At 69.3% G+C, this 26,268-nt stretch carries 20 protein-coding genes; 9 read left to right on the forward strand and 11 right to left on the reverse strand.

All coding sequences use genetic code 11. The annotated features are described in order from the left end of the window. Positions 1-219: a hypothetical protein gene (locus AAHG03_RS11515; RefSeq protein ID WP_342150806.1), complete on the reverse strand. Its 219-nt coding sequence runs from the start codon at positions 217-219 to the stop codon at positions 1-3. A 479-nt stretch (positions 220-698) separates the two neighbouring features. On the opposite strand from AAHG03_RS11515, the gene AAHG03_RS11520 reads away from it, so the two are divergent. Then, a complete protein-coding gene (locus tag AAHG03_RS11520) occupies positions 699-1,022 on the forward strand; it encodes a hypothetical protein (protein ID WP_342150807.1) in 324 nt (107 codons plus the stop codon). Between the two features lie 73 nt (positions 1,023-1,095). Beyond that, positions 1,096-2,049, forward strand: a complete 954-nt coding sequence (gshB, locus tag AAHG03_RS11525; protein WP_342150808.1) for a glutathione synthase — start codon at positions 1,096-1,098, stop codon at positions 2,047-2,049. Here the strand turns inward: gshB and AAHG03_RS11530 are convergent. Together AAHG03_RS11530 and AAHG03_RS11535 are read right to left on the reverse strand one after the other, a co-directional pair. Next, positions 2,046-2,204: a hypothetical protein gene (locus tag AAHG03_RS11530; protein WP_342150809.1), complete on the reverse strand. Its 159-nt coding sequence runs from the start codon at positions 2,202-2,204 to the stop codon at positions 2,046-2,048. The two genes, gshB and AAHG03_RS11530, sit on opposite strands and share 4 nt — an antisense overlap. A 739-nt stretch (positions 2,205-2,943) precedes the next feature. After that, positions 2,944-4,509, reverse strand: coding sequence for a cation:proton antiporter (locus AAHG03_RS11535; protein ID WP_342150810.1), 1,566 nt, complete (start codon positions 4,507-4,509; stop codon positions 2,944-2,946). A 295-nt stretch (positions 4,510-4,804) separates the two neighbouring features. Between AAHG03_RS11535 and AAHG03_RS11540 the strand changes: the two genes are divergently transcribed. After that, the gene (locus AAHG03_RS11540) at positions 4,805-7,621 is read left to right on the forward strand and encodes a hypothetical protein (protein ID WP_342150811.1); all 2,817 of its coding nucleotides are present in this window, start codon (positions 4,805-4,807) and stop codon (positions 7,619-7,621) included. Between the two features lie 7 nt (positions 7,622-7,628). On the opposite strand, the gene AAHG03_RS11545 is transcribed toward AAHG03_RS11540, so the two are convergent. The 3 genes from AAHG03_RS11545 to AAHG03_RS11555 form a co-directional block, all read right to left on the reverse strand. Further along, a complete protein-coding gene (locus tag AAHG03_RS11545) occupies positions 7,629-8,387 on the reverse strand; it encodes an N-acetylmuramoyl-L-alanine amidase (RefSeq protein WP_342150812.1) in 759 nt (252 codons plus the stop codon). Continuing rightward, positions 8,384-9,109 carry a TerB family tellurite resistance protein gene (locus AAHG03_RS11550; protein WP_342150813.1) on the reverse strand — a complete coding sequence of 242 codons (726 nt, stop codon included), beginning with the start codon at positions 9,107-9,109 and terminating at the stop codon, positions 8,384-8,386. The genes AAHG03_RS11545 and AAHG03_RS11550 overlap by 4 nt, the downstream gene beginning before the upstream one ends. 191 nt (positions 9,110-9,300) lie before the next feature. Then, positions 9,301-9,570: a hypothetical protein gene (locus AAHG03_RS11555; RefSeq protein ID WP_056240730.1), complete on the reverse strand. Its 270-nt coding sequence runs from the start codon at positions 9,568-9,570 to the stop codon at positions 9,301-9,303. A gap of 215 nt (positions 9,571-9,785) precedes the next feature. Here AAHG03_RS11555 and AAHG03_RS11560 point away from each other — a divergent pair, with 215 nt between their 5' ends. Continuing rightward, positions 9,786-10,346 carry an urease accessory protein UreE gene (locus AAHG03_RS11560; protein ID WP_342150814.1) on the forward strand — a complete coding sequence of 187 codons (561 nt, stop codon included), beginning with the start codon at positions 9,786-9,788 and terminating at the stop codon, positions 10,344-10,346. A 225-nt stretch (positions 10,347-10,571) separates the two neighbouring features. Here AAHG03_RS11560 and AAHG03_RS11565 read toward each other — a convergent pair whose 3' ends face one another. Beyond that, positions 10,572-10,958, reverse strand: coding sequence for a DUF3405 domain-containing protein (locus AAHG03_RS11565; RefSeq protein WP_342150815.1), 387 nt, complete (start codon positions 10,956-10,958; stop codon positions 10,572-10,574). 454 nt (positions 10,959-11,412) lie between these two features. Between AAHG03_RS11565 and AAHG03_RS11570 the strand changes: the two genes are divergently transcribed. Both AAHG03_RS11570 and dusA read left to right on the forward strand, forming a co-directional pair. Further along, positions 11,413-13,416, forward strand: a complete 2,004-nt coding sequence (locus AAHG03_RS11570; protein ID WP_342150816.1) for a hypothetical protein — start codon at positions 11,413-11,415, stop codon at positions 13,414-13,416. Between the two features lie 380 nt (positions 13,417-13,796). Then, positions 13,797-14,819 (forward strand): tRNA dihydrouridine(20/20a) synthase DusA, encoded by a 1,023-nt coding sequence (gene dusA / locus AAHG03_RS11575; protein WP_342150817.1) that lies wholly within the window; start codon positions 13,797-13,799, stop codon positions 14,817-14,819. Here the strand turns inward: dusA and AAHG03_RS11580 are convergent, their stop codons facing one another. The 3 genes from AAHG03_RS11580 to AAHG03_RS11590 all read right to left on the reverse strand — a co-directional run bounded on the left by AAHG03_RS11580 (position 14,820) and on the right by AAHG03_RS11590 (position 18,462). Then, complete coding sequence (locus tag AAHG03_RS11580) at positions 14,820-17,198, reverse strand: putative bifunctional diguanylate cyclase/phosphodiesterase (protein ID WP_342150818.1); 2,379 nt, start codon at positions 17,196-17,198, stop codon at positions 14,820-14,822. Positions 17,199-17,509: 311 nt separating this feature from the next. Continuing rightward, positions 17,510-17,962: a response regulator gene (locus tag AAHG03_RS11585; protein WP_342150819.1), complete on the reverse strand. Its 453-nt coding sequence runs from the start codon at positions 17,960-17,962 to the stop codon at positions 17,510-17,512. A 32-nt stretch (positions 17,963-17,994) separates the two neighbouring features. After that, positions 17,995-18,462, reverse strand: coding sequence for a BLUF domain-containing protein (locus AAHG03_RS11590; protein WP_342150820.1), 468 nt, complete (start codon positions 18,460-18,462; stop codon positions 17,995-17,997). Positions 18,463-18,697: 235 nt separating this feature from the next. On the opposite strand from AAHG03_RS11590, the gene AAHG03_RS11595 reads away from it, so the two are divergent. From AAHG03_RS11595 to AAHG03_RS11605, 3 genes are all read left to right on the forward strand, one after another. Next, a complete protein-coding gene (locus AAHG03_RS11595) occupies positions 18,698-20,080 on the forward strand; it encodes a flagellar hook protein FlgE (protein ID WP_342150821.1) in 1,383 nt (460 codons plus the stop codon). Positions 20,081-20,142: 62 nt separating this feature from the next. After that, a complete protein-coding gene (flgK, locus tag AAHG03_RS11600; RefSeq protein ID WP_342150822.1) occupies positions 20,143-22,020 on the forward strand; it encodes a flagellar hook-associated protein FlgK in 1,878 nt (625 codons plus the stop codon). Between the two features lie 10 nt (positions 22,021-22,030). Further along, the gene (locus AAHG03_RS11605) at positions 22,031-23,839 is read left to right on the forward strand and encodes a hypothetical protein (protein ID WP_342150823.1); all 1,809 of its coding nucleotides are present in this window, start codon (positions 22,031-22,033) and stop codon (positions 23,837-23,839) included. A gap of 210 nt (positions 23,840-24,049) precedes the next feature. Here the strand turns inward: AAHG03_RS11605 and AAHG03_RS11610 are convergent, their stop codons facing one another. Next, positions 24,050-26,248, reverse strand: coding sequence for a xanthine dehydrogenase family protein molybdopterin-binding subunit (locus AAHG03_RS11610; RefSeq protein WP_342150824.1), 2,199 nt, complete (start codon positions 26,246-26,248; stop codon positions 24,050-24,052). Positions 26,249-26,268 lie beyond the last annotated feature (20 nt).

Raw genomic sequence — 26,268 nt, forward strand, 5'->3', positions numbered from 1 at the left:
TCACGAGCGGCGGCGCTGCGGGACCGCCGGGGCGTCCGCGTCCGGCAGCCTCTCGTAGCGCACGCCCGTGAACAGCAGGATCTGGCCGCGGGGCGCGTCGTCGTCCTCGCGGCGCAGGCGGCGTGCCGGGGCCTTGGGGAACGGCACCACGGCGGCGGGGCCGCGGCTGCGCAGGAAAGAGGTGGGTCGCTCTGAGGTCGTCTTGGTCGAAGGCGTCATGAGCCTGTCCCGTCATGCGGTGGAAACCGGCGCCGCCCGCCCCCGCCGCCTCGGGCGAGGCGACGCGGAAGCGGTACGAGCGCCGTGGACGGGCTGGTCCGTCCGGCCGGGCTGTCGAGGCCAAGCTCATCACGACGTGGTTAACGGAATGTTTCGACCGGCCCGTCCGCGGGCGTCATCCGCGTGGGGCGCAGCGGCGAGGCGTCGCAGGTTGCATTCCGGCGACACCGGCCTGCTTCTTGCTCCGACCCACCCGCCCATGGCGGGCTTATCCTCCCTTCGACTTGAGGCCCCGCGCGCATTCCGCTGCGGGGCCTTCTTTATGGGGCGAAGCGCCGCTTTCATGGGCGGACCCGGCGGGGCGGCGTGGATCGTGCCCCCGATGCTGCGCTTGCTAACTCGGCCGGATGCCCGATATGCGGGGCCTCAAGGACCCTCTGGGCAAAGACTCCCCGGGATCGAGCGAAGGACAAGGCAGGATGCGTCCGGACTTCTCACGACTTGGCAGACGCCCGCGTGGCTCGCGGGGATTGTCCGTGGCCCTGAGACTCGCCCCCTTCGCCCTCGTCGCCCTGGCCGTGACCCCGGCCCAGGCCCAGCGCGAGGACCAGGGGCTGCAGCTCGGCTGCGCCAACGACTATTTCCGCCTCTGCGCGGGCGTCGATCCGAACAGCCCGGACGCCGAGAACTGCATGAACCGCAACCGCTCGCGGCTCTCGCCCGAGTGCCGCTCGGCGATCACCGACTACGACAAGCGCACCGGCTCGAAGAACGGCCGCGGCAAGGGGCAGGCGGACGACTAATTTTTTCACTGCCGCCGGGACGCCCCGGCGGCAGCGACGGGCAAGGGTGTGGGCAAAGGGTGCGAGGGCTAGCATGGCGTTGACCGTCGCGGTCCAGATGGACCCGATCCAGTCGATCCGCATCGCGGGCGACACCACCTTCGGCCTGATGCTGGAGGCGCAGAGGCGCGGCCACACCCTCTACACCTACACGCCCGACCGGCTCTCGCTGCAGGGCCGGCTCGTCACAGCGCATGCCAGCCCCGTGACGGTGCAGGACGTGGAGGGCGCGCACGCGACGCTTCAGGCGCCGGAGCGGATCGACCTCGGCCAAGTGGACGTGGTGCTGATGCGCCAGGACCCGCCCTTCGACATGGCCTACGTCACCGCCACCCACATGCTGGAGAAGATTTCTTCCCGCACGCTGGTGGTGAACGACCCGGCCGAAGTCCGGAACGCTCCCGAAAAGCTGTTCGTCCTCGACTTCCCCGACCTCATGCCGCCGACGCTGATCTCCCGCGACCGCGCCGAGATCGAGGCGTTCCGGGCCGAGCACGGCACCATCGCGATGAAGCCGCTGCACGGCCATGGCGGCGCGGCCGTGTTCCGGGTGTCGGAGGAGGACCCGAATTTCGGCTCGATGTTCGACCTGTTTTCCGCGACCTTCCGCGAGCAGTGGGTGGTCCAGCGCTTCCTCGAAAAGATCACGGAAGGCGACAAGCGCATCATCCTCGTCGAGGGCGAGCCGATGGGGGCGATCAACCGGGTGCCGGCCAAGGGCGACATCCGCTCCAACATGGTGCGCGGGGGTGCAGCCGGCGCCTCCGACCTCACGGAGCGCGAGCGCGAGATCTGCGCCAAGATCGGCCCGGAGCTGCGGCGGCGCGGCCTGATCCTCGTCGGCATCGACGTGATCGACGGGCACCTCACAGAGATCAACGTGACCTCGCCGACGGGCGTGCGCACGATCAAGCGCCTCGGCGGCCCGGACCTCGCCGGGCCGATCTGGGACGCGATCGAGACCCGGCTCGCGGCGCGCCGCGCTTAACGGAAGACTGGCAGCCCGGAGCCGATCAGGGCGAGTCCGAGGATCAACAGTCCGCCCGCGACCGATTCGGCGAGCGCCACGCGCTCCTCGAACTGATGGGCCGTGCCCGCCAGCACGGCGCCCGCGACGAGACAGGCGAGAGACGCCACGACCATCGCCTCACGCGCTCCCGGGACGCGGGCGCGCGCTCGCGGAACGCGCCCGATGGTGTGGGGTTGCGAGGATCGCTGAAAACATTCGTACGGAACTTTACAGTTTCGAATCGGGGCGTATGGGCGTCCGGGCAATCGTTGCCGTTATGGACATTGGATTTCGCGGATCAACCAAATCTTTTTGACCGAATTGCGAATGGTGGGGATGGGGGATTTGGGGCAACTTTGGATTGTCAGAGCATTTTACGAATTGAATCCGTACCGATCCCAGCCCTCACGGGGCTTCAAGATTGCATTTGCATAGCAGGCTCAGCCCAAAAAAGCTCATCAGATGAAATTCAAAGGCGATCCACGATCATTCGCGTCGCACAAAATCCAAACCCGTCATTGCGAGGCGGAGCCGAAGCAATCCAGGGCTCCGCATTCACCGGATCGATCCCGCGGGCGACCGCTTCTTCGGCACGCTCTTGCCTTCACAGGACAAGTCGCGCCCTGGATTGCTTCGGCTCCACCTCGCAATGACGGCGTGGGCCGGCCGACCCGTCTGCGCTTTCGGATGTGCGAAGTTCGGTATGAGCAGTCCGCGATGGTTCGAGCGCGTTTCCCCTCCCCCTTGCGGGGAGGGGTGGGGGTGGGGGTGGTGCAGAAGGCACCGCTCCGCCCGATCCTGAACCACCACCACCTCCTCCCTCCTCTCCGCAAGGGGGAGGAGAGCGCCCGATCCGGCAGCCCAAGGGTAGTCTTACGCCTCGGCCCGCGGCGTGGCGTTCAGCTCCGCCCAGTCCAACTCCTCCTCCAGCACGAAAAAGGCGTCGTCGCCGATGCGGCCGGTGCGGCGGAGCGTCAGGATGCGGTCGCGGGCGGCGCGCACGGCGCGGCGGCGGGGCTCGTCGGTGGGGAGCCCCTCGGGGGCGAGGCCTTCCTCGTGCGCCTCGGCCTGGGCCAGCACCGCGTGGAACTCCCGGCGCAGGGCGTCGGCGGCCTCCGAGCGGTCGCCCTTGAGGGTCTCGACTGCGGCGCCGTAGGCCTCGGCGCGCGCGCGACCGACCTCGCGCCCGACCGGGTCGGCATCCTCCAGGCCGAGCCGCTCCAGCAGCGGGCGTAAGGTGAGGCCCTGGAGCACGAGGGTGCCGATCACGACGCAGAAGGCGGCCAGCACGATCAGGTCGCGATGGGGGAAGCCGCCGCCGCCGGGGCCGCCCTCCGGCAGGGCGAGCGCGGCGGCCACGGTCACGAGGCCGCGCATCCCGGCCCAGGAGACGGCGAAGCCCGCGCCGAGCCCAAGATCGGCCTTCGGCGCCCTCTCACCCGGCTCGCCGAAGCGCATCCGGCGGATGCTGCTGGCCGGCAGCACCCAGGCGATGCGCACCACGATCACGGTGGCGACGACCGCCCCGGCGACCAGCAGGTAGGAGAATTCCTGCTCGGCGCTCAGGCGCGACAGGATCGGCCCGATCTGGTTGCCGATCAGCACGAAGGCCAGCACGTTGAGGACGAAGATCACCGTCTCCCACACCGCATTCGAGATCACCCGCTGGCGCGGCGCGGTCTGGCCCGGCGCGCGGCGCGCCACCGTGATGGCGAAGCTGACGACGGTGAGCACGCCCGACAGCTCCACCTGTTCGGCGGCGATCCACAGGCCGAAGGTGACGACGAACTGGAGCACGATGGCGATCGACACGTCGGCGAAGCGGCGCAGCACCCGCAGGTAGACGAGCGCGGCGAGCGGCCCGGCGATGAGCGCGCCGACGACGCTGAACAGGAAGGCCGGCGCCACCTCGCCCACCGAAAAATGCCCGGTCACGGCCGCCGCGACGCCGAGCCGGTAGATCAGCAGGGAGGCGGCGTCGTTGAGCAGGCTCTCGCCGCGCAGGATCGTGGCCAGCCGATGCGGCAGCGGCACGTGGGCGAGCACCGTGAGCGCCGCCACCGCGTCCGGCGGGGCGACGATGGCGCCGAGCACGATCGCGGCCGAGAGCGGCATGTCCGGCACCAGCCACAGCGTCACCGCGGCGACCGCGGCGGTGGTGGCCAGCACCGCGCCGACGGCGAGCCCGGCGATGGGGCGCCAGTTGCGGGCCATGTCGCGCAGGGAGATGTCGTAGCCCGCATCCATCAGCACGGGGGCGAGGAACAGGGCCAGCGCCAGCTCCGGATCGAGGCTGAGGTTCGGCACGGCGGGCACGAAGGCGAGCCCGGCGCCCCCCAGCGCCAGCAGCGCCGGATAGGGCGCGCCGATCCGCCGGGCGAGTGCTGCGAGCAACACCGCCCCGAACAGGACGCCGACGATCCAGTAGAACACGAACATGGGAGCCGGCAGATAGGGCGGTCCCGGGAAGGAACACCGCGCCTCGCGCCAAGAAGCCGCGGAGGGGGCCGCGACATATCGGGGCCGCGCCATCTCAGGCTGCGGCGTCTCCGATGGCTATATCGCAGGCTGCGACTTGGACACGAATGTAACCATCCGTACACAAAGCCGCCGCATCGGTTCGAATTAAGCTTGGCTACTCACGTCGTGAACCGATTGCGCCTTCCCGCCCCCCTACCCAAGGCTGTAGCGTCGAAGCAACCGGTGCTCGAAACGTGGCCGGGCGGGGGACACCATGGCGACGACGTATCCGGCCACCATTTCCGTGACGAGCCTCGACGGCAAGAACGGGTTCACCGTTCTTGAAAAACGCGGCGACCGCTTTGACTACGGCAAGGTCTCATCCGCCGGGGACGTCAATGGCGACGGGTTCGACGATCTCGTCGTAGGGTTCCGGCATGTCGGTGGCCCAATTGAGCAATCCGTCTCCTACGTTCTGTTCGGACGCAGCAGCGGATTCGCGCCGAGCTTCGCATGGCCGAGCCTGAACGGCAGCACCGGCTTCGCGATCACCGGCAATGCCGGACCTTACGTCTCTTCGGCGGGAGACCTCAACGGCGACGGCATCGACGACATCGCGATCGGCTCACTGGCTCTCATAGAAAAATACGGACAGCCTTGGGAGGGCGGCAGCGTCAACGTGATCTTCGGGACGCGAGCCGGTTCCAAAGCCACCTTTCCTCTCTCGAGTCTCGACGGGAAGAACGGATTCCAGATCAGCGACCGCAACGCTGAACCCGACGATGATCGCTTCGGGGGACTTGGCTACACGATGGCATCGGCCGGGGATGTCAACGGCGACGGCTTCGACGATCTCATCGTCGGCGCGCGCGGCGAGCAACCTGGGTGGTCCAAAAAGGTAGACTCCGGTAGCGTCTTCGTCATCTATGGCGGAAAGAGCGGCTTCAAGGCGAAGCTCGACATCGCCGATCTCGACGGTACGAACGGCTCCCGAATCTTCATCGGGCGCGACGGGCAAGACCATGGGATCGGCGCTTCGGTCGGATCCGCCGGGGATGTCAACGGCGACGGCCTGGCCGACATCATCGTGCAAGCGGCGCAGTCGTCCTACGTCGTCTTCGGACGAAAAGGAGGTTTCGGAGCCAACCTCGACCTGAAGACGCTCAATGGGCGCAACGGCTTCACGATCAGCCGACGGGACAGTGACCACGACATCGAATCGATCGACAGCGCGGGCGACATCAACGGTGACGGGATCGACGACCTGATCGTGTGGGAAGAAAATAATTGGTACAAGGATGGGATCAGTTCCGGTCTCCATGTCGTCTTCGGCAAGAAGACCGGCTTCGATGCAAAAATCACGCTCGATAGCCTCTCCGCCACGGACGGATTCAGGATTTCGGGACCCTTCCTCAGACTCGAAGTAAGCCGGATCGGCGACTTCAACGGCGACGGAATCGACGATATCGCGATCTCGAGCAGCCAAAAGCTTCATAGCCCCGACGAATGGGGCTGGAAGGGATCGAACGGAGACGCGGCCAACGTCTTCATCGTGTTCGGCAAGAAGGACGGCTTCAAGTCGTCCGTGTCTCTCGAACAGCTCGACGGCAAGGACGGTGTGCGGATCACGGGCCTCCCGACCGACCCCACCATATCGTCGGCGGGCGACATCAACGGCGACGGGGCCGCGGACCTCGTCATCGGCGCGGGCTGGGACTATATTACCGGCTCCAAGTCGCTGCCGACCTATGTCGTCTTCGGGAACACGTCCTTCGCGGGCCTCAAGCGCGACGGCGGCAACCTCGACGAGACCCTGACGGGGGCCAATAACGGCGATGTCCTGAACGGCCTCGGTGGCGCCGATCGCCTGATCGGCTTGGCCGGCGACGACCGCCTGGACGGCGGCACGGGTATCGATCGGATGGAGGGTGGCGTCGGCGACGACACCTACTTCGTGGATCAGTCTCGCGACGTGGTGGTCGAGGGCGTCGATCAGGGCAACGATACAGTGATCAGCACGGCCAGCTACAAGCTCGCCGCAGGCAATCAGATCGAGACGCTGCGCCTGGACCCACAGGGGCGGGCCAATCTGAGCCTTACCGGAAACGAGTTCAACAGCAGCCTGTACGGAAACGCCGGAAACAACCTACTGAACGGCCTCGGGGGCAACGACCGGCTCTACGGTGGGGCCGGCAACGATACCTACATCGTCGGGCCGAGCGGGCATCCGGACTACTGGGGCAGTGTGATCTACGAGCGCGACGACGAGGGCCAGGATCGCATCCTGGCTTTGACCAGCTACACGCTCAACGCGGGCTCGAGCGTCGAGAGCATGCAGCTCCTGACCGCAACGAAGAGAGCCAACTTGAACCTGACGGGGAACGAGTATTCCCAGATCATCTCCGGCAACGGTGGCCGCAACGTGCTCGACGGGCAGGGATCGTCGTACGAAAAATCGCGTGGCGCCGACAGCCTCTACGGACAGGGCGGCGACGACGTCTACATCATTCGCCGTAGCGACGACAAAGTCTACGAAGCCGCGAAACAGGGCAAAGACACGGTCACGTCGACGGTCAGCTACAAGCTCGCGGCCGGCCAGTCGGTCGAAGTCCTGCAGTTCCGTGACTTGAACGGTTACGACAATCTCGACCTGTCGGGCAACGAGCTCGGGAACGCCCTGTACGGCAACAGGGGCAGCAACGTTCTGGATGGCGGGGCGGGTGCCGACGTGCTGAACGGGCGCGAGGGCACGGACGTGCTGAGCGGCGGCAGCGGCGCGGACAGCTTCCGCTTCTCGACCAAGCTGGGCGCGAACAACATCGACCGCATCACCGATTTCGAGGCGAGCGACACGATCGAGCTGGCGAAGACGGTGTTCAAGGCGCTGGCGCCGGGGCAGCTTCCGGGATCGGCCTTCAAGGATCTCGGCGTGTCCGGGGCCAAGCTCGATGTCGACGACCGCATCGTCTACGACAGCCGGACCGGGGCCCTGTCCTACGACGCGGACGGCTCCGGCGCGGGGGCGGCGGTGCAGTTCGCCACGCTCGTCAACAAGGCGACGCTCGGAGCGGGCGACTTCCTCGTCCTGTGAGACGCCCTCACCCGGGGGGCGGAGCCGCAGCGATCAGGTCGCGCAGCGTCGTGATCGTCGAGGCATCCGCCACGCCATCGACGCGGGCCGGCCGGAAATGGCGCTGGAAGGCGGTGACGACCGCGCGCAGGCCCTCGTCGAACTGGCCCGTCACCGGCTGGTCGTAGCCGTAGAGGGCGAACATCGCCTGGAGCGCGGCGATGGGCTCGCCCGCCTCGCCCATGGCGAAGAAGCGCCCGTCGCGGATCGGGGCCGGCGCGACCCAGTGGCCGATGCCGGCCGCCGCGAGGCGGTCCCACGGGAAATTCTCGCCGGGGTCCTCCTTGCGGGCGGGCGCCACGTCGGAATGGGCGAGCACGCGGGCCGCCGGGATCGGATTGCGGGCGAGGATGTCGGCGCACAGGGCGATGACGGCCTGTATCTGCGCGTCGGGATAGGGCGGCAGGCCGCCGACATGGCCCGGATGGACGATCTCGATGCCGATCGAGCGGGAATTGATGTCGGTGATCCCGGCCCAGAAGCCGCGCCCGGCATGCCACGCCCGCTGGGCCTCGGCCACGAGCTGCACCACGCGCCCGTCCTCGAACACGAGGTAGTGGGCCGAGACTTCCGCCGACGGATCGCGCAGCCGCGCGAGCGCGCCCGCCCCCGTCGCCATACCGGTGTAGTGCAGGATCAGCAGATCGGTCGGCCCGCCGATGCGCTCGCCGCGGTTCGGCGAGGCCAGCACCTCGGCGACATGCGGGGAATCGGGCGAAAAGGTCACCGCAGGCCCCGCTCGGCCGCGATCCGGTCCCAGGCGGCGTTGATGGCCGCCAGCCGCCGGGTCGCGATCGTCACCGCCTCCGGCGGCAGGCCGCGGGCCAGCGCCCGGTCGGGGTGGGTCTCGGCCACGAGCCGCCGATAGCCCGCCTTCAGCGCGGCGTCGTCCGCCGAGCGCTCCAGGCCGAGCACGAGATAGGGATCGTCGGCGAGCCGGACGTGGCGCGCGGCGATGCGGCGGAAGGCGTCGTCGTCGAAGCCGAAGAGGGCGGCGACCGCGCGCAGATACCGCTCCTCCTTCTCGTGGATCGCCCCGTCGGCCTTGGCGATATGGAACAGGCCGTCGAGCACGTCCTCCAAGAGCGCGGGCTCGTCGCCGAAGGTCGCGGCGAGCTGGCCGGCATAGGCCTCGAACCCGTCGGTCGTCGCCTTGGCGAGGTCGAACAGGCGCTCCACGCCGGCCCGCGCCTCCGGCTCGACCTGCACCACCTGCCCGAAGGCGTGAATCTCGGAATCCGTCACCACGCCGTCGGACTTCGCCATCTTGGCTGCCAGCGCGACGAGGCCGGTGGTGAACACCACGTCCCGCGGCGTCGGCCCGAACGGCGCGCCCTCGCGGTCCACGAGGAAGTGGCCGGCGACGCCGCCGATGAGCGCGCCGATCGGCCCGCCGACCAGCCCGCCGAGCCCGGCCCCGCCGATCTTGCCCCAGAGGCCGCCGCTCACCGGCCGGCTCCGTTCGAGGGGACGCGCAAGGGATAGGGACGGGGCACGGGCGCTCGGAGATTTTTGGGAAGGGGAATCGATCGCCTGAGTTTAACGCCGCAAAGCGGGGCGCGGCGCAAGCCCGCTCGGAAACGAGGAAGGGCCGGGGCTCGTCACGAGCCCCGGCCCTTCCCGATGACGGGTCGCTGGGATCAGCGGCAGTAGACGTTGCCGAACTCGTCGCGGTAGGTGCCGTAGGGGCAGCGCGGGGCCGTGGCGGCACCGGCGATGGCGCCGCCCGCGCCGCCGATCGCGGCACCGGCGAGCGCGCCGCCGGCCCGGCCGGTGGCGAGGCCGCCGACCGCGGCGCCGAGGCCGGCGCCGAGGACGCCGCCGCCGAGCGCGCGGTCCTGGGGCGTGTTGCAGGCGCCGAGCGAGAGCGCGAGGCTACCGGCGAGCGCGGCGGCGATCAGGGTCTTCATGGTCGTGCAACTCCCTTGTGCAACGGCACTCCGGCCTCGTCGCGGACACGATTTCCGCCGGGCACCGGTGGTCTCTCAGCACCGGCACGTGAAACGGCCAAGATTGCGACCGGTTCACGCCGGGGCATGACTTTTCGGCCCGCGCCTGCCATCTGAGGCGCACCTGTTGCAAAAACGTCGGCCTTCACGGCCCGCACGACCGTCCCGAGGATGCCATGCCCATAGCCCGCCAGATCGTCCGCAAGGCCGCCGTCCGGCCCGAGCAGGTCGTCGATACGCTGACCCTCGACCATGCGGCCCGCGCAAAGGCGCACGCCCACTTCCACACGGCGGGGGGCTTCTGCGTCGATCTCGCCCTGGAGCGGGCCTCCGGCCTGGAGGACGGCGATGCGCTGCGCCTGGAGGACGGGCGCCTCGTCGGCATCAAGGCCGCCGAGGAGGCCCTGCTCGAAGTCCGCGCCGGCAGCCCGGCCCGGCTGCTGCGCCTCGCGTGGCAGCTCGGCGGCAGCCACGTCCCGGCCGAGGTCGGCGCCGACGTGCTCTACGTGCCGGCGAGCGCGGCGGAGCTGGTGCGCGGCTCGGGCTGCTCCGCCGAGCCGGTCTCCCGCGCCTTCCGCCCGGAAAAGGCCGCCCACGACCACAGCACCTGCGGGCACGATCATTCTCACGATCATCACGGTCACGACCACAGCCACGACCATCATCATCACGCCGAGAAGCACGATCACGGGCATGCCCACGCGCATGATCACGGACACGCGCACCGGCACGACTGATCCCACCCAGTCCCTTCATCCTGAGGCGCCCGCCTCGGCGGGCCTCGAAGGAGGGCTCCAGTAGACGCGCGATCCCTGGAGCCCTCCTTCGAGGCTCCGCTTCGCGGAGCACCTCAGGATGAGGGTGAGGGTTGGAGGAATCGATCCAGGGTGAGTGCGAGAAGCCGATTCGAACGGACTTCGAGCTGCGCCTGAGGCGGCCGATGCCTAATCCTTGAACGGGTTTCAGAGCATGTTCGGCATCTCGCGATCGATCTTGCCGGATTCGCTCAGGACGAATCCGCATCGAAAACTCGAAGATCGTCGTGGCGAGGAGATCGCGTTGTCGCGGAAATGGTCGAACAGGACCATCCAGTGGCCGCTGAAGCGCACGTCGTATTCGGTGAGCCAGTAGCGCCGGTAGCCGCCGTAGCGGCGGAAGAACCAGATCACCGGCAGATCGAGGTCCCGATCCACGAAGTGGCCCGGGCGATATGTCAGCTTTTCCGGATAGTCCAAGCCCTCGACGACCTCGTCGTAGGTGATGACGAGGCTGCCCTCCGGCAGGGCGCTGCGGTCGATCTCGCTGTGCGAGCGTCGAAGAGCGGCACCACGTCGAGATGCGCGCCGCATTCCGCGATGATGCGGCGCTGACAACGCCGCGGCATGTCCCTCTCTTCCTCTGTCCGGGCCCGTCCGGCGACCGGATGTCGTAGCGCCGTCGCCTTGCCGACGGCGCGCCACGGGCACCCGGCCTCCTTGCCGCCCCGGACGATGTCATCCGCGGCGACCCTACGTCCGCATGCCGCCGAGCGCGGCGCGCCGATCTGGCCACGTCCGACATATTTCCCTATGATAGGAATTTTAGCTTTGACAGCGCGACGCTCCCGAGCTAGAGATATCCGACGCTCGAGAAGTGTGGACGAAGACTTCGCGATGTCGCGAAGCTTCGATCTGTGAATCGAGCCCGCGGCCGAGCCGCCGCCCAGCCCCAAGCCACGCAATAAACCGTCGCTGACTCTCGTCAGCGGCTTCCGCACGACGTGGTGAAACGGCGGAAAGGCGATCACACAACAAAGGATCACCGATGCGCGATATCAGCGAGTTCGCAGGGTATTCGAGCGATACCGAGGCGGACATGACCGACTGCCTCAACAACGCCGCGGCCAGCGGCGAGGAGGTGCATTTCGGAAGTCGTGAATACAAGATCAAGAAGAAGGTTCCGGCCTCTCTCTGGCCCAACGCCTGCGTCCGCTACCGCGGCGACGCGCCCCTGAAGTGGATCGGCACCGGCAAGACGCGTTTCACGCTGGGCGCCGAACTCGCCAACACCACCGCCATCATGTGCACGTTCCAGGGCCCGAGCCCGACCGGACCGCTCGCCGACAAGTCCGGCCGCGGTCTCGACGTGAAGAATGCCATTCACATCGAAGGCATCATTTTCGACGGTCGTGAATACTCCGACGCGAAGAAGACCTACGAGGCCGGTCAAGGCCGTAACCCCAACCTCCCGACCGGATCGGGCTCGGGTCTTCTCGACATCGCGTTCTATTCGGGCACCTTCATCAAGCGCAACAAGTTCCTCGGCGGCCTGACGGAGCGGTACGACAACCGGACGCTCAACCCGAACACGGGCACCGCCTACCAGCCCATCGCCGACACCAGGATCGGCGCCAACACGACCACCGCGGGCTGGATCGACACCCTGTTCGGCACGCACCAGTGCTTCCAGGAGACCATCGAGGACAACGTCTTCATCGGCGGCTACGACTGCGGCGTCTACGACAGCGGCCAGATGAACACCGTCGAAGTTCCCTACGGCATCAAAGACCAGCCCACCGTTCGGGCCCAATACTTCAAGCCGCTCGCCGAAGGCGACAATCGCCTCGTCGTCGACTGGCCGGATCGGCAGACGCAGACCTGGGTCGGCGACAAGGTGGTGTTCTCGCGCAATCACACCATTCAGGGGCTCAACTTCCTGAAGGACGTGTATTACGAAGTCCTCGTCGTCGGCGAGAGCGACTACGTCATCCGGGCCTCGTCCGGCGTCTGCGTCGGAACGCCCGTGTGGACCGACCGCGCGCGAACCGATGGCAGCGATGGCGGCGAACTCATCCTCTGGCACGAGAACCAGCAGGAGACGACCGCGAAACACGCGCAGTTCATCCCGGTCCAGTACGGGCAGGCGCTCTACACGGTCGCGGCCGGCTCCCCGCTCGTGCTCGTCCAGCGCGCCAACCACGGCCTTCAGACCGGGCAGCGCATCTGGCCGGACAGCGGGCGGACCTGGGACGGCATCACCCTGCCCAAGCGCTGGTGCCACGTCCAGAAGATCGACAACAACAGCTTCGTCTTCCAGGCGGCCGGCACGGCGACCGCCGGCGGCGTCCAGATCAACAACGGCAACAACTTCTTCACCGAAGAACGGACGGACTACCTCGGCCTTCCCTCCGGCTTCATGGCCTCGGTCAGCAACAACTACTTCGCTTATTGCGGCAACGCGGCGTCGTACAAGCGTTCCTTCCAGGGGGTGATCTACGACAAGAACAAGCTGCTCGACTGCGGCAACGGCTTGAAGGCCGCGAGCGTCGGCGGCCCGACCTACGGCACGCGCATGATGGCGAGCCTCAACATGATGGAGCGGATCGAGGGACAGGCGCTCATCCTCGCGGGTGAGGAATGCATCGCCACGGGCAACGTGATCAAGAACGTCGGCCGGCGTCTCACCAATCCCGAGAAGCCGCTGAGCGTCTCCAACAGCACCGTCGTCGCGGCGATTTCCATCGTCGGGGCTTCGGCCGGCATGGTTTCGGGCAACGTCCTGCGCAACGTCGACACCTGGGGTACGCTCGATTTCGCGGGCGGCAGCTACAACCACGGCGTCGGCCTGACGAAGGACACGTTCGAATACGGAACGCAGAACGTGACCGTCGAGAGCAACCACATCGAAGGCTTCGGCCGTGCGTTCTTCGAAACGCCCGGCTGCGACGCCAACCGCTACATCGTCGGCGTCGAGAAGAACTGTCTGGCGCCCTCGCAGAAGAACGGCGCCAACTCCACGCTTCAGCGACTGGCGCTCAACGCCTACTAAAGCATCGTCCCGAAAGGTGGTGTCCGGCTTTCGGAAAAGACGATGCGGCACAGAAGCTTAGAGCATCGTTCCGGATCAAGTATCCAAGACGATGCTCTAAAGCGCTGTCCGACGGAGTGGACGTCGCTTCGTTGAAGGACGAGGCGGCCTAACGAAGACCTGGAGCTGCGCCCGGCCCGACGGGGTCGGGCGCAACTCTCGGATCGAACCGGTGTGCGACCCCATCCCTTTGGACCGGGGCCTGCGCGTGGTATCCCGCGGGGCCAACGTTGCCCCGGCTTGCGCGGACGGCATGGGCTCATGGCGACGGCATCGCTGCGGAATGCGTAACGAACGAGCCTGCCCGAGGCCGACCGGGCACGGCAGGAAACGGGTGTGAAGTGACTGCGGGCGTCGAGATTCCCGGCAATCTGAGCGGATGGCGGTTCAGCGTCGCCCCGATGATGGACTGGACCGACCGGCATTGCCGGGCGTTCCATCGCGTGATGTCGCGCCGGGCCCGGCTCTACACCGAGATGGTAACCACGGGGGCGGTGCTGCACGGGGACCGGCAGCGGCTGCTCGGGTTCGATGCCATGGAGCATCCGGTGGCGGTGCAGCTCGGCGGCTCCGATCCCGGCGATCTCGCGCGGGCGGCGCGGATCGCGGAGGAATTCGGCTATGCCGAGATCAATCTCAATGTCGGCTGCCCGTCCGACCGGGTGCAGGAGGGCCGCTTCGGCGCCTGCCTGATGCGCGAGCCGGCCCTGGTGGCCGAGTGCGTGGCGGCGATGAAGGCCGCCGTCTCCGTGCCGGTGACGGTGAAGTGCCGCCTCGGCGTCGATGAGCAGGATACCGAAACCGCCCTCGACGCCATGACTGAAGCGGTCGTGGCGGCGGGCGTCGACGGGTTGATCGTGCATGCCCGCAAGGCGTGGCTCAAGGGTCTGTCGCCGCGGGAGAACCGCGACGTGCCGCCCCTCGATTACGGCCGCGTCGCCCGCCTCAAGGCGGCCCGGCCCGGCCTGCCGATCGCGATCAACGGCGGCATCGCGACCCTGGAGGCCGCGAGGGAACGTCTGACGGAGGTCGACGGCGTGATGGTGGGGCGCGCCGCCTATACCGAGCCGGCGCTCCTGCTCGGCGTCGATCCCGAGATTTTCGGCGAGCCCGCCCCGGTGGCGGACGCCTTCGCCGCGGTCGAGGCGCTGGCGCCAACGATCCACGACGCGCTCGCCGCCGGCGCGCGGCTGCATTCCTTCACCCGGCACATGCTGGGCCTGTTCAACGGGCGGCCCGGCGCGCGGGCGTTCCGGCGGCATCTGGCCACCGCCGGCATGGCCCCGGACGCCGACCTCGCCACCCTGCGCGAGGCGGTGGCGAAGGTGTCGCGGGAGCGGCCGCCCGCGCGGGAGGCGGCGTGATCACGCGGCGCGCCGCCCGCCCCCGTTCCACGCCTTCAGCAGCGCCGGCAGCTCGCTCGCCGGCACCGGCGGGCTGAACAGGTAGCCCTGGACCTCGTTGCAGCCCTCCTCGCGCAGGCGGCGGAGCTGCTCGGGGGTCTCGACGCCCTCCGCCGTGGTGGTCATGCCGAGGCTGGAGGCGAGGCTGATCACCGCCCGCACGATGAAGCCCGAACCCTGCTCGACCGTGAGGTCGCGGATGAAGCAGCGGTCGATCTTCATCTTGTCGAAGGGGAAGCTGCGCAGGTAGCTCAAGCTCGAATAGCCGGTGCCGAAATCGTCCATGGCGATGCGGGCGCCCAGGCCCCGCAGGCCGTGCAGGATCGCCACCGTGGCGTTGCCGTTGACCAGAAGCACGCTCTCGGTGATCTCGAGTTCGAGCCGGCGGGCGGGCAGGCCGCTCTCGGTGAGCGCGTCGCGCACCGTGGCGATGAGGCCCGACGAGGTGAACTGCGCCGCCGAGACGTTGACCGCGACCTTGAGGTCGTCGGGCCAGCCGGCCGCCGCGCGGCAGGCTTGGCGCAGCACCCATTCGCCGAGCGGCACGATCAGGCCGATCTCTTCGGCCAGCGGCACGAACTCGGCGGGCGCGACCCGGCCGCGCACCGGATGGGTCCAGCGCAGCAGCGCCTCGAAGCCGCAGATGCGTTCGGCGGCGACGTCGTAGATCGGCTGGTAGTGCAGCTCGAACGCCTTGGCCTCGAAGGCGGCGCGCAGATCGAGTTCGAGGGCGCGCCGTGCCTGGAGGCGGGCGTCCATCTCGGGCTCGAAGAAGCAGTAGACCCCGCGCCCGTCCGCCTTGGCGCGGTAGAGCGCCACGTCGGCGCGCTGCATCAGGCGGTCCGGCTCCAGCCCGTCGGCGGGCGCCATGGCGATGCCGATGCTGACCCCCACCGTCACCGCGTGGTGCGTCAGGGTGTAGGGCGCGCTCACCACGTCGCGGATGCGGCGCGCCAGCGTGCCGGCATCCTCCGGCCCCTCGACCCCGGCCTGGATGATCGCGAACTCGTCGCCGCCGAGCCGCGCCACGGTGTCGACCTCGCGAAGGCAGGCGCGCAGGCGGTGGGCCACCGCCCGCAGCAGTTCGTCGCCGACGGCGTGGCCGAGCGTGTCGTTGATCTGCTTGAAGTTGTCGAGGTCGAGGCAGAGCACGGCAAAGCCCGTATCGCGCCGCGCCAGCGTCACCGCGCCCTCGATCCGCTCGCGCAGGAGCAGGCGGTTGGGCAGGTCGGTCAGCGCGTCGTGCCGGGCCATGTGGGCGATGCGGGCCTCCGCCTGCCAGCGCTCGGTCACGTCCTCGTAGATCGCCGCGAAGCCGCCATGCGGCAGCGGATGCATCGCCACCGAGACGACGCGCCCGTCGGCCAGCCGCTGGACCTGCGTGGCGGCATCGGAGCGCAGCAGGGCATCGACCTCGGCCAGCGCATCCGCGACGCTCGCCTCCGGATGGCTCCCCGCCTCGATGTTGAGGCGCAGCACCTCCGCGGCGTTCATGCCGGGGACGACGCGGCCGGGCTCCAGGCGGAAGATCTCGTGGTAGCGCCGGTTCACCGCCAGCAGCCGGTGGGCGGCGTCGTAGAGCAGGAAGCCCTGGGGCATGGTGTCGAGCGCCGTCTCCAGCCGGCACAGGCGCTCGCTCAGGGCCGCCTCGCGCGCCCGCCCCTCGGTGACGTCGATGAGCAGCGTCAGCCCGGCTCCGTCCGGCAGGGCGGCGCGGGCGGCGCGGAACCGGCGCCCGTCGGGCAGGACGGTCTCGTCCCCCTCCCCCAGAACCTCCGCGGCGGGGCCGGTGAGAGCGACGCGCCCGTCGGCCTCGGCCAGCCGGACGGCGACCGCCGCGCCGGACAGGCCGGCGGCAAGCGCCGCGCCGATCCGGGCCTCGGGCGAGCGGCGAGCGGCGGCGACGTGCCCGGCGAGGTCGTCGCGTGCGGCGCGCAGCCTCGCGAGGCGGTCGAGCAGGGTGTCGAAGTCGAGCAGTCCGGTCCGTCCGTGCGCCGCCGCGGCGGGGCCCTCGGCGATGGCGGCGGCGAGTTGTCCGGCGTGCTCGGCGCTGCGGACGATGTCGTGGGCGAGCCGCACCAGGGTCAGGGCGACGAGGAGCAGGGCCGCCGCCACCGCGGCCGCGACGACGTCACTGCGGGCGGCCGGATCGAGGCCGAACTGGACGCCGAGCACGCTCATCCCGAGGGCGACGACGATCAGGCCGAGCCACAGGCCGGCCTGCAGGACGCGCTCGCGGATGGTCTCGGGCAGGGCCGCGGCATCGAGGGGCGCCCCGTCGCCGGCCTCCGATGGGGGCGGCGGGCGCGTGTCGGCACGATGTTCGGCAGGCGATCGCATGGTGTCCTGAGCCGCTCCCTCGTCCGATCTCTTTAGCGGAACAAGGTTAAGGGCGCCTCACGAAATACCCGCGCCGGTCGCTTTCGGCATCGGGGGCGGCTTGTGCGGGCGATTTGCGGTTCGGGCGCGCGACTTCGGTCGCGAAGCGGCTTTCTCCGACGGTTTTCCAACCCTCAACCCTCATCCTGAAGTGCGGAGCGAAGCGTAGCCTCGAAGGAGGGCTCCAGTTCGCTCAGCGACTTCTGGAGCCCTCCTTCGAGGCCGCTTGCGCGGCACCTCAGGATGAGGGGGTTCGATGGGAGAAGCGGCGCTCAGAACTTGCCGAGCAGCGGGAATTCCTGGCTCAGCGTCGATTCCGGCGGCAGCGGGGCTTCGCGGCGGCGGGGCTTGCGGTTGAGCACCTGCTTCAGCTTGGTCTTGAGCAAGTTGATGTCGAACGGCTTGAGGATGAAGGCGTCGGCGCCCGCGACGTGGGCGAGGTTGATGTCCTCGAAGTCGAACGAGGCCTCGGTGAGGATGAAGGGCGTGTTCATCAGGGTGTCGTCGGCCCGGATCTCGCGCAGGAGCTGCAAGCCGTCCATCTGCTCCATGGCGAGGTCGGAGATCACCAGGGCGTAGCGGCGCTCGCGCAGGCGGATCAGCGCCTCGGCGCCGTCGGCCACGCCCTCGACCTCGGGGAAGCCGAGCCGGGTCATCAACTCGATGACGAGCCGCAGCAGCTTGGGCTGGTCGTCGACGATCAGGATGGGGAGGGTGTCACTCATGGGTTCCCGCAGCCCTTGTGAGGCCTTCTACCTTACACGAACAAGTGATCGATGCCCTGCTTGGCCATCGATTCGGCCTGGAGGGTCGCGGCGAGGCCGTGGATCGCGGCCCCCTTCGGCGTGCCGCGCTGGAGCATCGGCAACAGCCCGGCCTTGGCGAAATGGACCTCGTTGTTCGGTCCGCGCGTCACCGTGGTGAAGGAGGTGACGAATTCCCGCTTCACGATCTCGCGCCACTCGACGATCTGCACGTCGCGGTGGCGGTTGTCGCTGGCGATGCGCTGGAACGTCTCGTGGACCGACTGCCGCTCGCCCTCGACCACTTGGAGCGCGAACGGGCCGTCGATGATGAGGAAGCTCGTGATGACCGCGAACTCGTTCTTCTTCTGCGCCTGACGGGTGATCTCGCCGATCTGCTTGGTCCGCGCGGCCGGGTCGGCCGAGAGGTTCAGCCGCGAGAAGTAGATCAGGTGGACGAGGCTCGTCCTCTTGCTTTTCATCGATCTCGTCCGGGCGAAGGCCAGCAGCGCACGCTAACAACATTCGACATAACGGGGCGTAAACGACGCGAGGCGGCAGTTTCTGCCGGCCTCAAACCCCGACGCGGTCCGAATCTGCCGGGCGCGACTCCATCGATCTCAATGATTTCAACGACTTGGCGCTGGCACGGGGGTTGCCCCGTCCCGTCCCGAGGTGCGGGCCGCCGCGAGCGGTCCTTTGGGAGAAGCCAGGGCCATGGACGTTTTTTCCGCGTTGCAGACGGCGGTCTCGGGCCTGAGGGCGCAGGCCTTCTCCCTCGACAACATCTCCGGCAACATCGCGAACTCGCAGACCACCGGCTACAAGCGCATCGACACCAACTTCGTCGATCTGATCGCCGAGCGCGACACCAAGCATCAGGTCGCCGGCACGGTCGCGGCCTATTCCGAGCTGACCAACACGATCCAGGGCAACCTGCGCGACACCGGCGTCTCGACCAACATGGCGCTCAACGGCAACGGCTTCTTCGTCGTGCAGAAGAAGTCCGTCGATTCCGGCGGCGGCACGGCGTTTTCCGGCAACAACCTCTACACCCGCCGCGGCGACTTCTCCCCCGACAAGGACGGCTACCTCGTCAACGGCGCGGGCTCCTACCTCACCGGCGCGAGCCTCGACCCGGCGACGGGCCAGACGGTCTCCAACGGCCCGATCCAGATCTCGAACGACCTGTTGCCGGCCAAGGCCACGGGCACGATCACCTACGCGGCCAACCTCCCCCGCACGCCGAACACGACGGGCCCGAAGGCGAACAACGGCCTCCTGCAGAACGTCGAGGGCAGCGACTGGCTGGTGACCGAGGGCAACGAGACCGGCAAGACGGTGCCGGCGGATACCAGCGCGCAGACCCTGATCGACAACAGCATCGCCGGCCCCGCGCTCACCGTCTACGACGCCTCGGGCGCGCCGGTGAGCCTGCAGACCCGCTGGGCCAAGGTGGCCAACGCCAGCAGCGCGACCACGCCCGCCACCAAGGACACGTGGAACCTGTTCTACGCCGACAAGACCAGCGTCTCGGGCAGCAAGACGAGCTGGACCAATGTCGGACAGGCGTTCCAGTTCAGCAACGGCCAACTCACGACGCCCGCGGGCGGCACCCTGGCGATCCCCAGCCTGACGGTGGACGACGTGCCGGTCGGCCCCATCACCCTCGACCTCAGCGGCGGCCTGACCCAGTACGCCTCGTCGAGCGGCACGGTCTCGACCAACGCGCTCAAGCAGGACGGCTACGCCTCGGGCTCGCTCAACGCGGTCGATGTCGGCGAGAACGGCGTCATCAGCGGCACCTATTCCAACGGCAAGACCCTCGAACTCGCCCGGGTCGCGGTGGCGCAGTTCATCAATCCCGACGGGCTCAAGCCCGATTCGCTCGGCAACTACCAGCAGACCACCAATTCGGGCGAGCCGCTGAGCGGCCTGCGCGACACCACGGTGGTGGGGGCCAACGTCGAGCAGTCGAACACCGACGTGGCGTCCGAATTCTCCAAGATGATCGTCACCCAGCAGGCCTACTCGGCCAACACCCGGGTGATGTCGACGGCGCAGAGCATGATCTCGGATTTGATCAACGTCATTCGCTGATTCTCAACATCTCTCCTCCCCCTTGTGGGGAGGGGCCCCGGACCCGATGAAGGAGCCTGACCTTGGCCTTCGACGCGCTCACGACGGCAACGGCGGGCCTGCGGGTGACGCAGTCGCAGATCGGCGTCGTCTCGCAGAACATCGCCAATGTCGGCACCGTCGGCTACGTCCGGCGTACCCTCACGCCGATCACGACGGGGCCGGGCAATGCCGGGGTCGCTTCCGGCACCATCGCGCGGGCGATCGACGCGGCGGCGCTCAAGCAGTTGCGCTCCGAGACCTCGGGGGCGGCCTACACCTCGACCATGGCGGGCATCCGCGGCCAGCTCGACGCGCTCTACGGGCGGCCGGGGGACTCCTCGGCGCTCGACGGGATGTTCAACGGCTTCACCCGCTCGCTGCAATCGCTGGCCGCCAACCCGACCTCGACGGCGGCCCGCAACACCGTGGTCTCGGCCGCCTCCGGCCTCGCCACGACCATCGCAAACGCGGCCAACGGCGTGCAGGCCCTGCGTTCAGGCCTGGAGGCGGGGCTCGCCTCCGACACGGGTGACGCCAACACCCTGCTCGGGCAGCTCGCCAAGCTCAACGCGCGGCTGAGCGCCACGCCCAAGAGCGACGTCAGCCGCCCCGACCTGGAGGACCAGCGCGACCAAGCGCTCAACGGCCTCTCGGCGCTGATGGACATCAACGCGACGACGCTCCCCGACGGCAGCGTCAGCGTGCTGACGGGCTCCGGCGCGACGCTGCTCGACTACGAGAACGCCGCGACATTGAGTTTCTCCAGCCGCGGCACGCTCTCGGCGCAGGCGCTCTATTCGGACGATCCGAGCCAGAGCGGCGTCGGCACCATCGTGGCGACGACGCCGGGCGGCGGCAAGATCGACCTGATCGCCACAGGCGCCATCCGCTCCGGCTCGATGGCGGCGGCGGTGGAACTGCGCGACACGGTGCTGCCCCAGGCCCAGCGCCAGCTCGACGACCTCGCCGCCGGCCTCGCTCGCGCGCTGTCGGACCGCGCGGCCACCGGCACGGCGCCCACCGACGGCACCAAGGGGGCGCTCGACATCGACCTCACCGGCCTGTCCGCGGGCAACGCGGTGACGCTGACGGTGCAGGACGGCGGCGTGCAGCGCAACCTGATCCTGATGCCCTTCACCGGCACGCCGCCGGATTCGGTGCCGGCCGGGCTGACCGACGATGCTGAGGCGACGGTGATCCCGTTCCGCCTGCCCGGCAGCGGCGAGGGCGCGCCCGCGACCATGGCGGCGGCCCTGTCCGATGCGCTCGGCGGCGGCTACGACGTCGCGGCGGCGGAGGGCGGAGCCGGCGCGGTCCGCATTACCGGCACCGGCAGCGCCAGCCTGCTCGCGGCCTCGGCCAGCGTCACGCAGGTGAGTTCCGCCACCGACATCAAGGGCGGCAAGACCCAGATCCCGCTCTTCGTCGACGGCAAGGCCGCGACCCTGTTCACCGGCTCGTTCGAGGGCGGCTCGCAGCTCACGGGCTTTGCCCAGCGCATCGGCGTCAACCCGGCGGTGGCGGGCAACGCCGCAAGCCTCGTCGGCATCACTGGCTCGGGGACGAGCACCGGCGACGCGACCCGGCCGCAGGCGCTCTACGACGCCCTGACGACGACGCCCCGCACCTTCTCATCGGCGAGCGGCATCGGCGGCATCGACGCGCCGACGCGCTCCAGCGTCGCCGAGTTCGTGCAAGGGGTGATCTCGGTGCAGGGTTCGGCCGCGGCCGCCGCCCAGGACCTCGACGAGGGCCAGAGCATCGCGCTTTCGACCGCGCAGGGGCGCTTCGCCTCGACCTCCGGCGTCAGCATCGACGAGGAGATGTCGAACCTCATCGCCCTGCAGCAGGCCTTCACGGCCAATGCCCGCGTGCTCACCGCCGCCCGCGACATGCTCGACACCCTGATGCGGATCTGACGGGGCCTCCATGACCAGCATCAGCGCGTTCGCCGCCGGCACCTACCGCTTCGATCGGCAGGCCTCGAATCTCACGAGCATGAAGGGCCAGCTCGACGACCTGTCGCGCCAGCTCGCCACCGGGCGCACCGCCGAGACCTATGGCGGGCTCGGGGCGGGCCGCGCCACCAGCCTGTCGGCCCGCGCCGGCATCAGCGCGCAGGACGGCTACCTCGCCGCGATCACCTCCGCCGACACGCGGGTGAAGCTCACGACCGCCAGCCTGACCCAGATCAAGACGCTCAACGACAGCGCCCGCTCCAACCTCAACGGCCTGCTGACCTCGCGCGTGCAGGCGCTGCCCGCGACCAGCGTGCAGCTCGCCGACAACAACCTCTCGGCGGCCATCGACGCGCTGAACCAGCAGGCCGGCGACGTCTACGTCTTCTCCGGCCGCGCCACCGACACCCGCCCCGTGGTCTCGCGCGAGACGATCCTCAACGGCGACCCCATCCAGGGGCTCGACGGCCTCAAGGACCTGATCGCCGAGCAGAAGGCGGCCGACCGCGGCCCGGACGGCAACGGCCGCCTGACCCAGGCGCTGAGCGGCGCCGACATCACCCTCACCGAGGACGCGAACGCCGCCGCGCGGGCGAATTTCGGCTTCTCGCTCACCGGCGCCACGGGGAGCGCGGGCGGCAGCATCACGGCGGCGCTGACCGCGGGCACGCCCGCCACGGCGACGCCGACGTTCGCCGAGAACCCCACCGACGGCATGCGGGTGCGGGTGGCGGTCAACCTCCCCGACGGCTCGCAGGCGACCTACGACCTCACCGCCCGGACCAACCCGGCGGTGGGCGCCACCGATGCCTTCGCCATCGGCGCCGACGCGGCGGAGACCGCGGCCAACCTCCAGACCCTGCTCAAGGAATTGCCCGGCGCCGGCGCGCTCGCCAGCGCGCAGAGCGCGTCGCCGCCGGGCCTGTCGGTCGGCTTCGAGGGCGGCAGCCCGGCCTCGCTGGCGCTCTCGGTGACCGGTACCCCGAAGGCGGGCGATGCCCTAACCGTGACGCTGGCGCTCCACGACGGCACCACCACGACGATCAAGCTGACGGCGCGCGGCAGCGCGGACGCGGCTTCGGCCACCACCTTCGCCATCGGGGCGACCCCGGAGGACACCGCGGCCAACCTGAACCAGACGCTTCAGAACGCCCTCAAGACCGCCGCGAACACCGATCTCGCGGCGAGTTCGACGACGCGGGCCTCCACGAACTTCTTCGAGGGCTCGCCGGCCGCGGGCCTCGCGCCCCGGCGCGTGGCCGAGGACGGCAACGGCTACGCCTCGGCCGCCAGCGCCAAGACGGTGATCTGGTACCAGGGCGACGACGGCACCGACCCGCGCGGCACCGCCACCGTGCAGGTCGGCACGAGCCGCACCGTGGCGATCGGCGCCCAGGCCAACGAGGCGGCGATCCGCAAGACGCTCGCCGGCCTCGCCGCGGTGGCGGCCGAGAACTTCACCGACGCGACCGGCACGGCCGACACCGCCCGCTTCAACGCCACCGCCGAGCGGGTCTCCGCCGCCCTGACGCCGGACGCCGACCGGGCCGGCCTCGAAGGCCTCGTCACGGATTTCGGGCTGGCGTCGAGCGGCATGGCCAACGCCAAATCGATCGCCACGGCGACCAAGACGACCCTGGAGAACTCGCTCGACGGCATCGACACCGTCTCGACCCAGGAAGTCGCCGCCAAGCTCGTCAACCTGCAGACCCAGTTGCAGGCGAGCTACAAGGTGACCTCGATGCTCTCGGAGATGAGTCTGGTGAATTACATCAGCTGACGGGGGCGGTTCCTCGCCACGACGTCACCCTCCTCTCACCCATCCCCCTCATCCTGAGGTGGCGGCGCGGAGCGGCGCCCTCGAAGGAGGGCTCCAGGGATCGCGCGTCTACTGGAGCCCTCCTTCGAGGCTCCGCTACGCTGCGCACCTCAGGATGAGGGGGTTTGAGTGGGGAAGCGCGGACCGGACATCGTCCGGTCCGCAAGGGGATTACGCCCCCCGCAGGCTCGCCAGATCGAGCGGCAGAGACCGTAAGCGCTGCCCCGTGGCGGAAAAAATCGCGTTGGAGATCGCCGGCGCCAGCACCGGCACGCCGGGCTCGCCGATGCCGGTCGGGGGCGTGTCGGAGGGGACGATGTGGACCTCGACCCGCGGCATCTCGGAGAGGCGGGTCGGCTGGTAGCTGTCGAAGTTCGTCTCCTGCACCACGCCGTCCTTCAGGGTGATGCGGTTGCGCAGCACCGACGACAGGGCGAAGCCGACCGCGCCCTCGACCTGGGCGCGGATCACGTCCGGGTTGACCGCGATGCCGACATCGACGGCCGCGACGATGCGCTCGACCTTCACGCCCGACTCGCCCGCGGTCACGTCCGCCGCCATGGCGACGTAGGAGCCGAAGGATTGATGCACGGCGACCCCGAGGCCCCGGCCCTTCTCGCCCGGCTTCCCGCTCCAGCCGGCCTTCTCGGCGGCGAGCCGCAGCACCGCCGACAGGCGCGGCGCCCGCGTCAGCAACGACAGGCGGTAGGCGACCGGATCGGCGCCGGCCGCATGCGCCAGCTCGTCGATCATCACCTCCATCACGTGGGCGGTATGGGTGTGGCCGACCGAGCGCCACCACAGCACCGGCACGCCCTCGCGGGCGTTGTGGACCTCGAAGCGGTAGGCCGGCAGGCCGTAGGGGGTGTCGGAGGCGCCCTCGACCGTGGTGCCGTCGATGCCGTTCTTGACCAGCATCGCCTCGAACGGCGAGCCGATCATGATCGACTTGCCGACCATGGTGTGGCGCCAGCCCGCGACCTGACCCTTGGCGTCGAGCCCGGCCTTGACCGTGTGGTAGACCTGCGGGCGGTAATAGCCGCCGGCCATGTCGTCCTCGCGGGTCCAGACGAGGTGGACCGGAGCCTTGCCGCCCCAGGCCTTCACGATGGCGGCAGCCTCAGCGAAGTAGTCGGCGCCGGGGGTCGCGCGCCGACCGAACGAGCCGCCGGCCCATTGCGTGTGCAGGCGGACCTTGTCGGTGGTGACGCCCAGGGTCGCGGCCACCACCGCCTGCTCGATGGTCTGGAGCTGGCAGCCGGCATAGACGTCGTAGGAGCCGTCCGCGGCCCGCTCGATCGTGGCGTTGAGCGGCTCCATCGAAGCGTGGGCGAGGTAGGGGAAGGCGAACTCCGCCTCCACCACCTTGGCCGCGCCCTTGATCGCGGCATCCGCATCGCCCGCCTGCGCGGCGACGAGGCCCGGCGTCCGGGCGGTCTTGCGGTACTCGTCGAGGATGGCCTCGGACGAGCGGGTCTCGGCGGCGGAATCGTCCCACTCGACCTTGAGCGCCTCGCGGGCCTTCATCGCGGTCCACGTGTCGCGGGCGATGACGGCGACGCCGGTCGGGATCGTCACGACCGCGACGACGCCGGGCATGCCTTGCGCGGCTTCCGCATCCACCTTCTTCACGCTCGCGCCGAAGCGCGGCGGGTGGGCGACGAGCGCCGTCACCTGACCGGGGCGGCGGATGTCGAGGGAGTAGATCGCGGTGCCGTCGGTCTTCGCCTTGGAATCGATGCGCGGCACGCCCTTGCCGATCAGGGTCCATTCGGCGGGCGTCTTGAGCTTCGGCTCCTGCGGCACCGGCTTGGCGGCGGCAGCCTCGGCGAACTCGCCGAACCGGCCCTGCTTGCCCGATCGGTGCGAGAGCACGCCCTTCGAGACCCTGATCTCGGCGGCCGGCACGCCCCACTTGTCGGCGGCGGCCGCCACCAGCATGGCGCGGGCGGCGGCACCCGCCTTGCGCAGCTGGAACCACGAATTGGCGATGGCCGTGGAGCCGCCGGTGCCCTGCACCGGGCCCATCAGCAGGTTCGCGTAGAGCTTGGCGTCGGCAGGGGCGAAGGCGACGCGGATCTGGCCCCAGTCGGCGTCGAGTTCGTCGGCCAGGATCGTGGCGAGGCCGGTCGTGTTGCCCTGGCCCATGTCGAGATGCTTGATCATCACCGTGACGGTGTCGTCGGCGGCAATGCGCACGAAGGCGTTGGGCTGGGCCGGGCCCTTGGACAGGTCGGGCCCCCCGCCCTCCGCCGCCCGCGCCCCGCGCAGGTCGAGCCGGAAGGCGAGCAGCACGGCGCCCGCCGCAGCGCCGCCGAGGAAGGCGCGCCGGGACGGGACGGGCGCATCGGTGAGATCGAGCTTGAGCATGCCGGGCTCCTTCGGAGTCT

The sequence above is a fragment of the Methylorubrum subtropicum genome (assembly GCF_038442325.1).
In the GTDB taxonomy this organism is placed as follows: domain Bacteria; phylum Pseudomonadota; class Alphaproteobacteria; order Rhizobiales; family Beijerinckiaceae; genus Methylobacterium; species Methylobacterium subtropicum.

Excerpts from the sequence above, each read along its gene's own strand:
- AAHG03_RS11515 (WP_342150806.1), bottom strand. The coding sequence starts at position 219 with ATGACGCCTTCGACCAAGACGACCTCAGAGCGACCCACCTCTTTCCTG.
- AAHG03_RS11520 (WP_342150807.1), top strand. The coding sequence starts at position 699 with ATGCGTCCGGACTTCTCACGACTTGGCAGACGCCCGCGTGGCTCGCGG.
- gshB (WP_342150808.1), top strand. The coding sequence starts at position 1,096 with ATGGCGTTGACCGTCGCGGTCCAGATGGACCCGATCCAGTCGATCCGC.
- AAHG03_RS11530 (WP_342150809.1), bottom strand. The coding sequence starts at position 2,204 with ATGGTCGTGGCGTCTCTCGCCTGTCTCGTCGCGGGCGCCGTGCTGGCG.
- AAHG03_RS11535 (WP_342150810.1), bottom strand. The coding sequence starts at position 4,509 with ATGTTCGTGTTCTACTGGATCGTCGGCGTCCTGTTCGGGGCGGTGTTG.
- AAHG03_RS11540 (WP_342150811.1), top strand. The coding sequence starts at position 4,805 with ATGGCGACGACGTATCCGGCCACCATTTCCGTGACGAGCCTCGACGGC.
- AAHG03_RS11555 (WP_056240730.1), bottom strand. The coding sequence starts at position 9,570 with ATGAAGACCCTGATCGCCGCCGCGCTCGCCGGTAGCCTCGCGCTCTCG.
- AAHG03_RS11560 (WP_342150814.1), top strand. The coding sequence starts at position 9,786 with ATGCCCATAGCCCGCCAGATCGTCCGCAAGGCCGCCGTCCGGCCCGAG.
- AAHG03_RS11565 (WP_342150815.1), bottom strand. The coding sequence starts at position 10,958 with ATGCGGCGCGCATCTCGACGTGGTGCCGCTCTTCGACGCTCGCACAGC.
- AAHG03_RS11570 (WP_342150816.1), top strand. The coding sequence starts at position 11,413 with ATGCGCGATATCAGCGAGTTCGCAGGGTATTCGAGCGATACCGAGGCG.
- AAHG03_RS11580 (WP_342150818.1), bottom strand. The coding sequence starts at position 17,198 with ATGCGATCGCCTGCCGAACATCGTGCCGACACGCGCCCGCCGCCCCCA.
- AAHG03_RS11585 (WP_342150819.1), bottom strand. The coding sequence starts at position 17,962 with ATGAGTGACACCCTCCCCATCCTGATCGTCGACGACCAGCCCAAGCTG.
- AAHG03_RS11590 (WP_342150820.1), bottom strand. The coding sequence starts at position 18,462 with ATGAAAAGCAAGAGGACGAGCCTCGTCCACCTGATCTACTTCTCGCGG.
- AAHG03_RS11595 (WP_342150821.1), top strand. The coding sequence starts at position 18,698 with ATGGACGTTTTTTCCGCGTTGCAGACGGCGGTCTCGGGCCTGAGGGCG.
- AAHG03_RS11605 (WP_342150823.1), top strand. The coding sequence starts at position 22,031 with ATGACCAGCATCAGCGCGTTCGCCGCCGGCACCTACCGCTTCGATCGG.
- AAHG03_RS11610 (WP_342150824.1), bottom strand. The coding sequence starts at position 26,248 with ATGCTCAAGCTCGATCTCACCGATGCGCCCGTCCCGTCCCGGCGCGCC.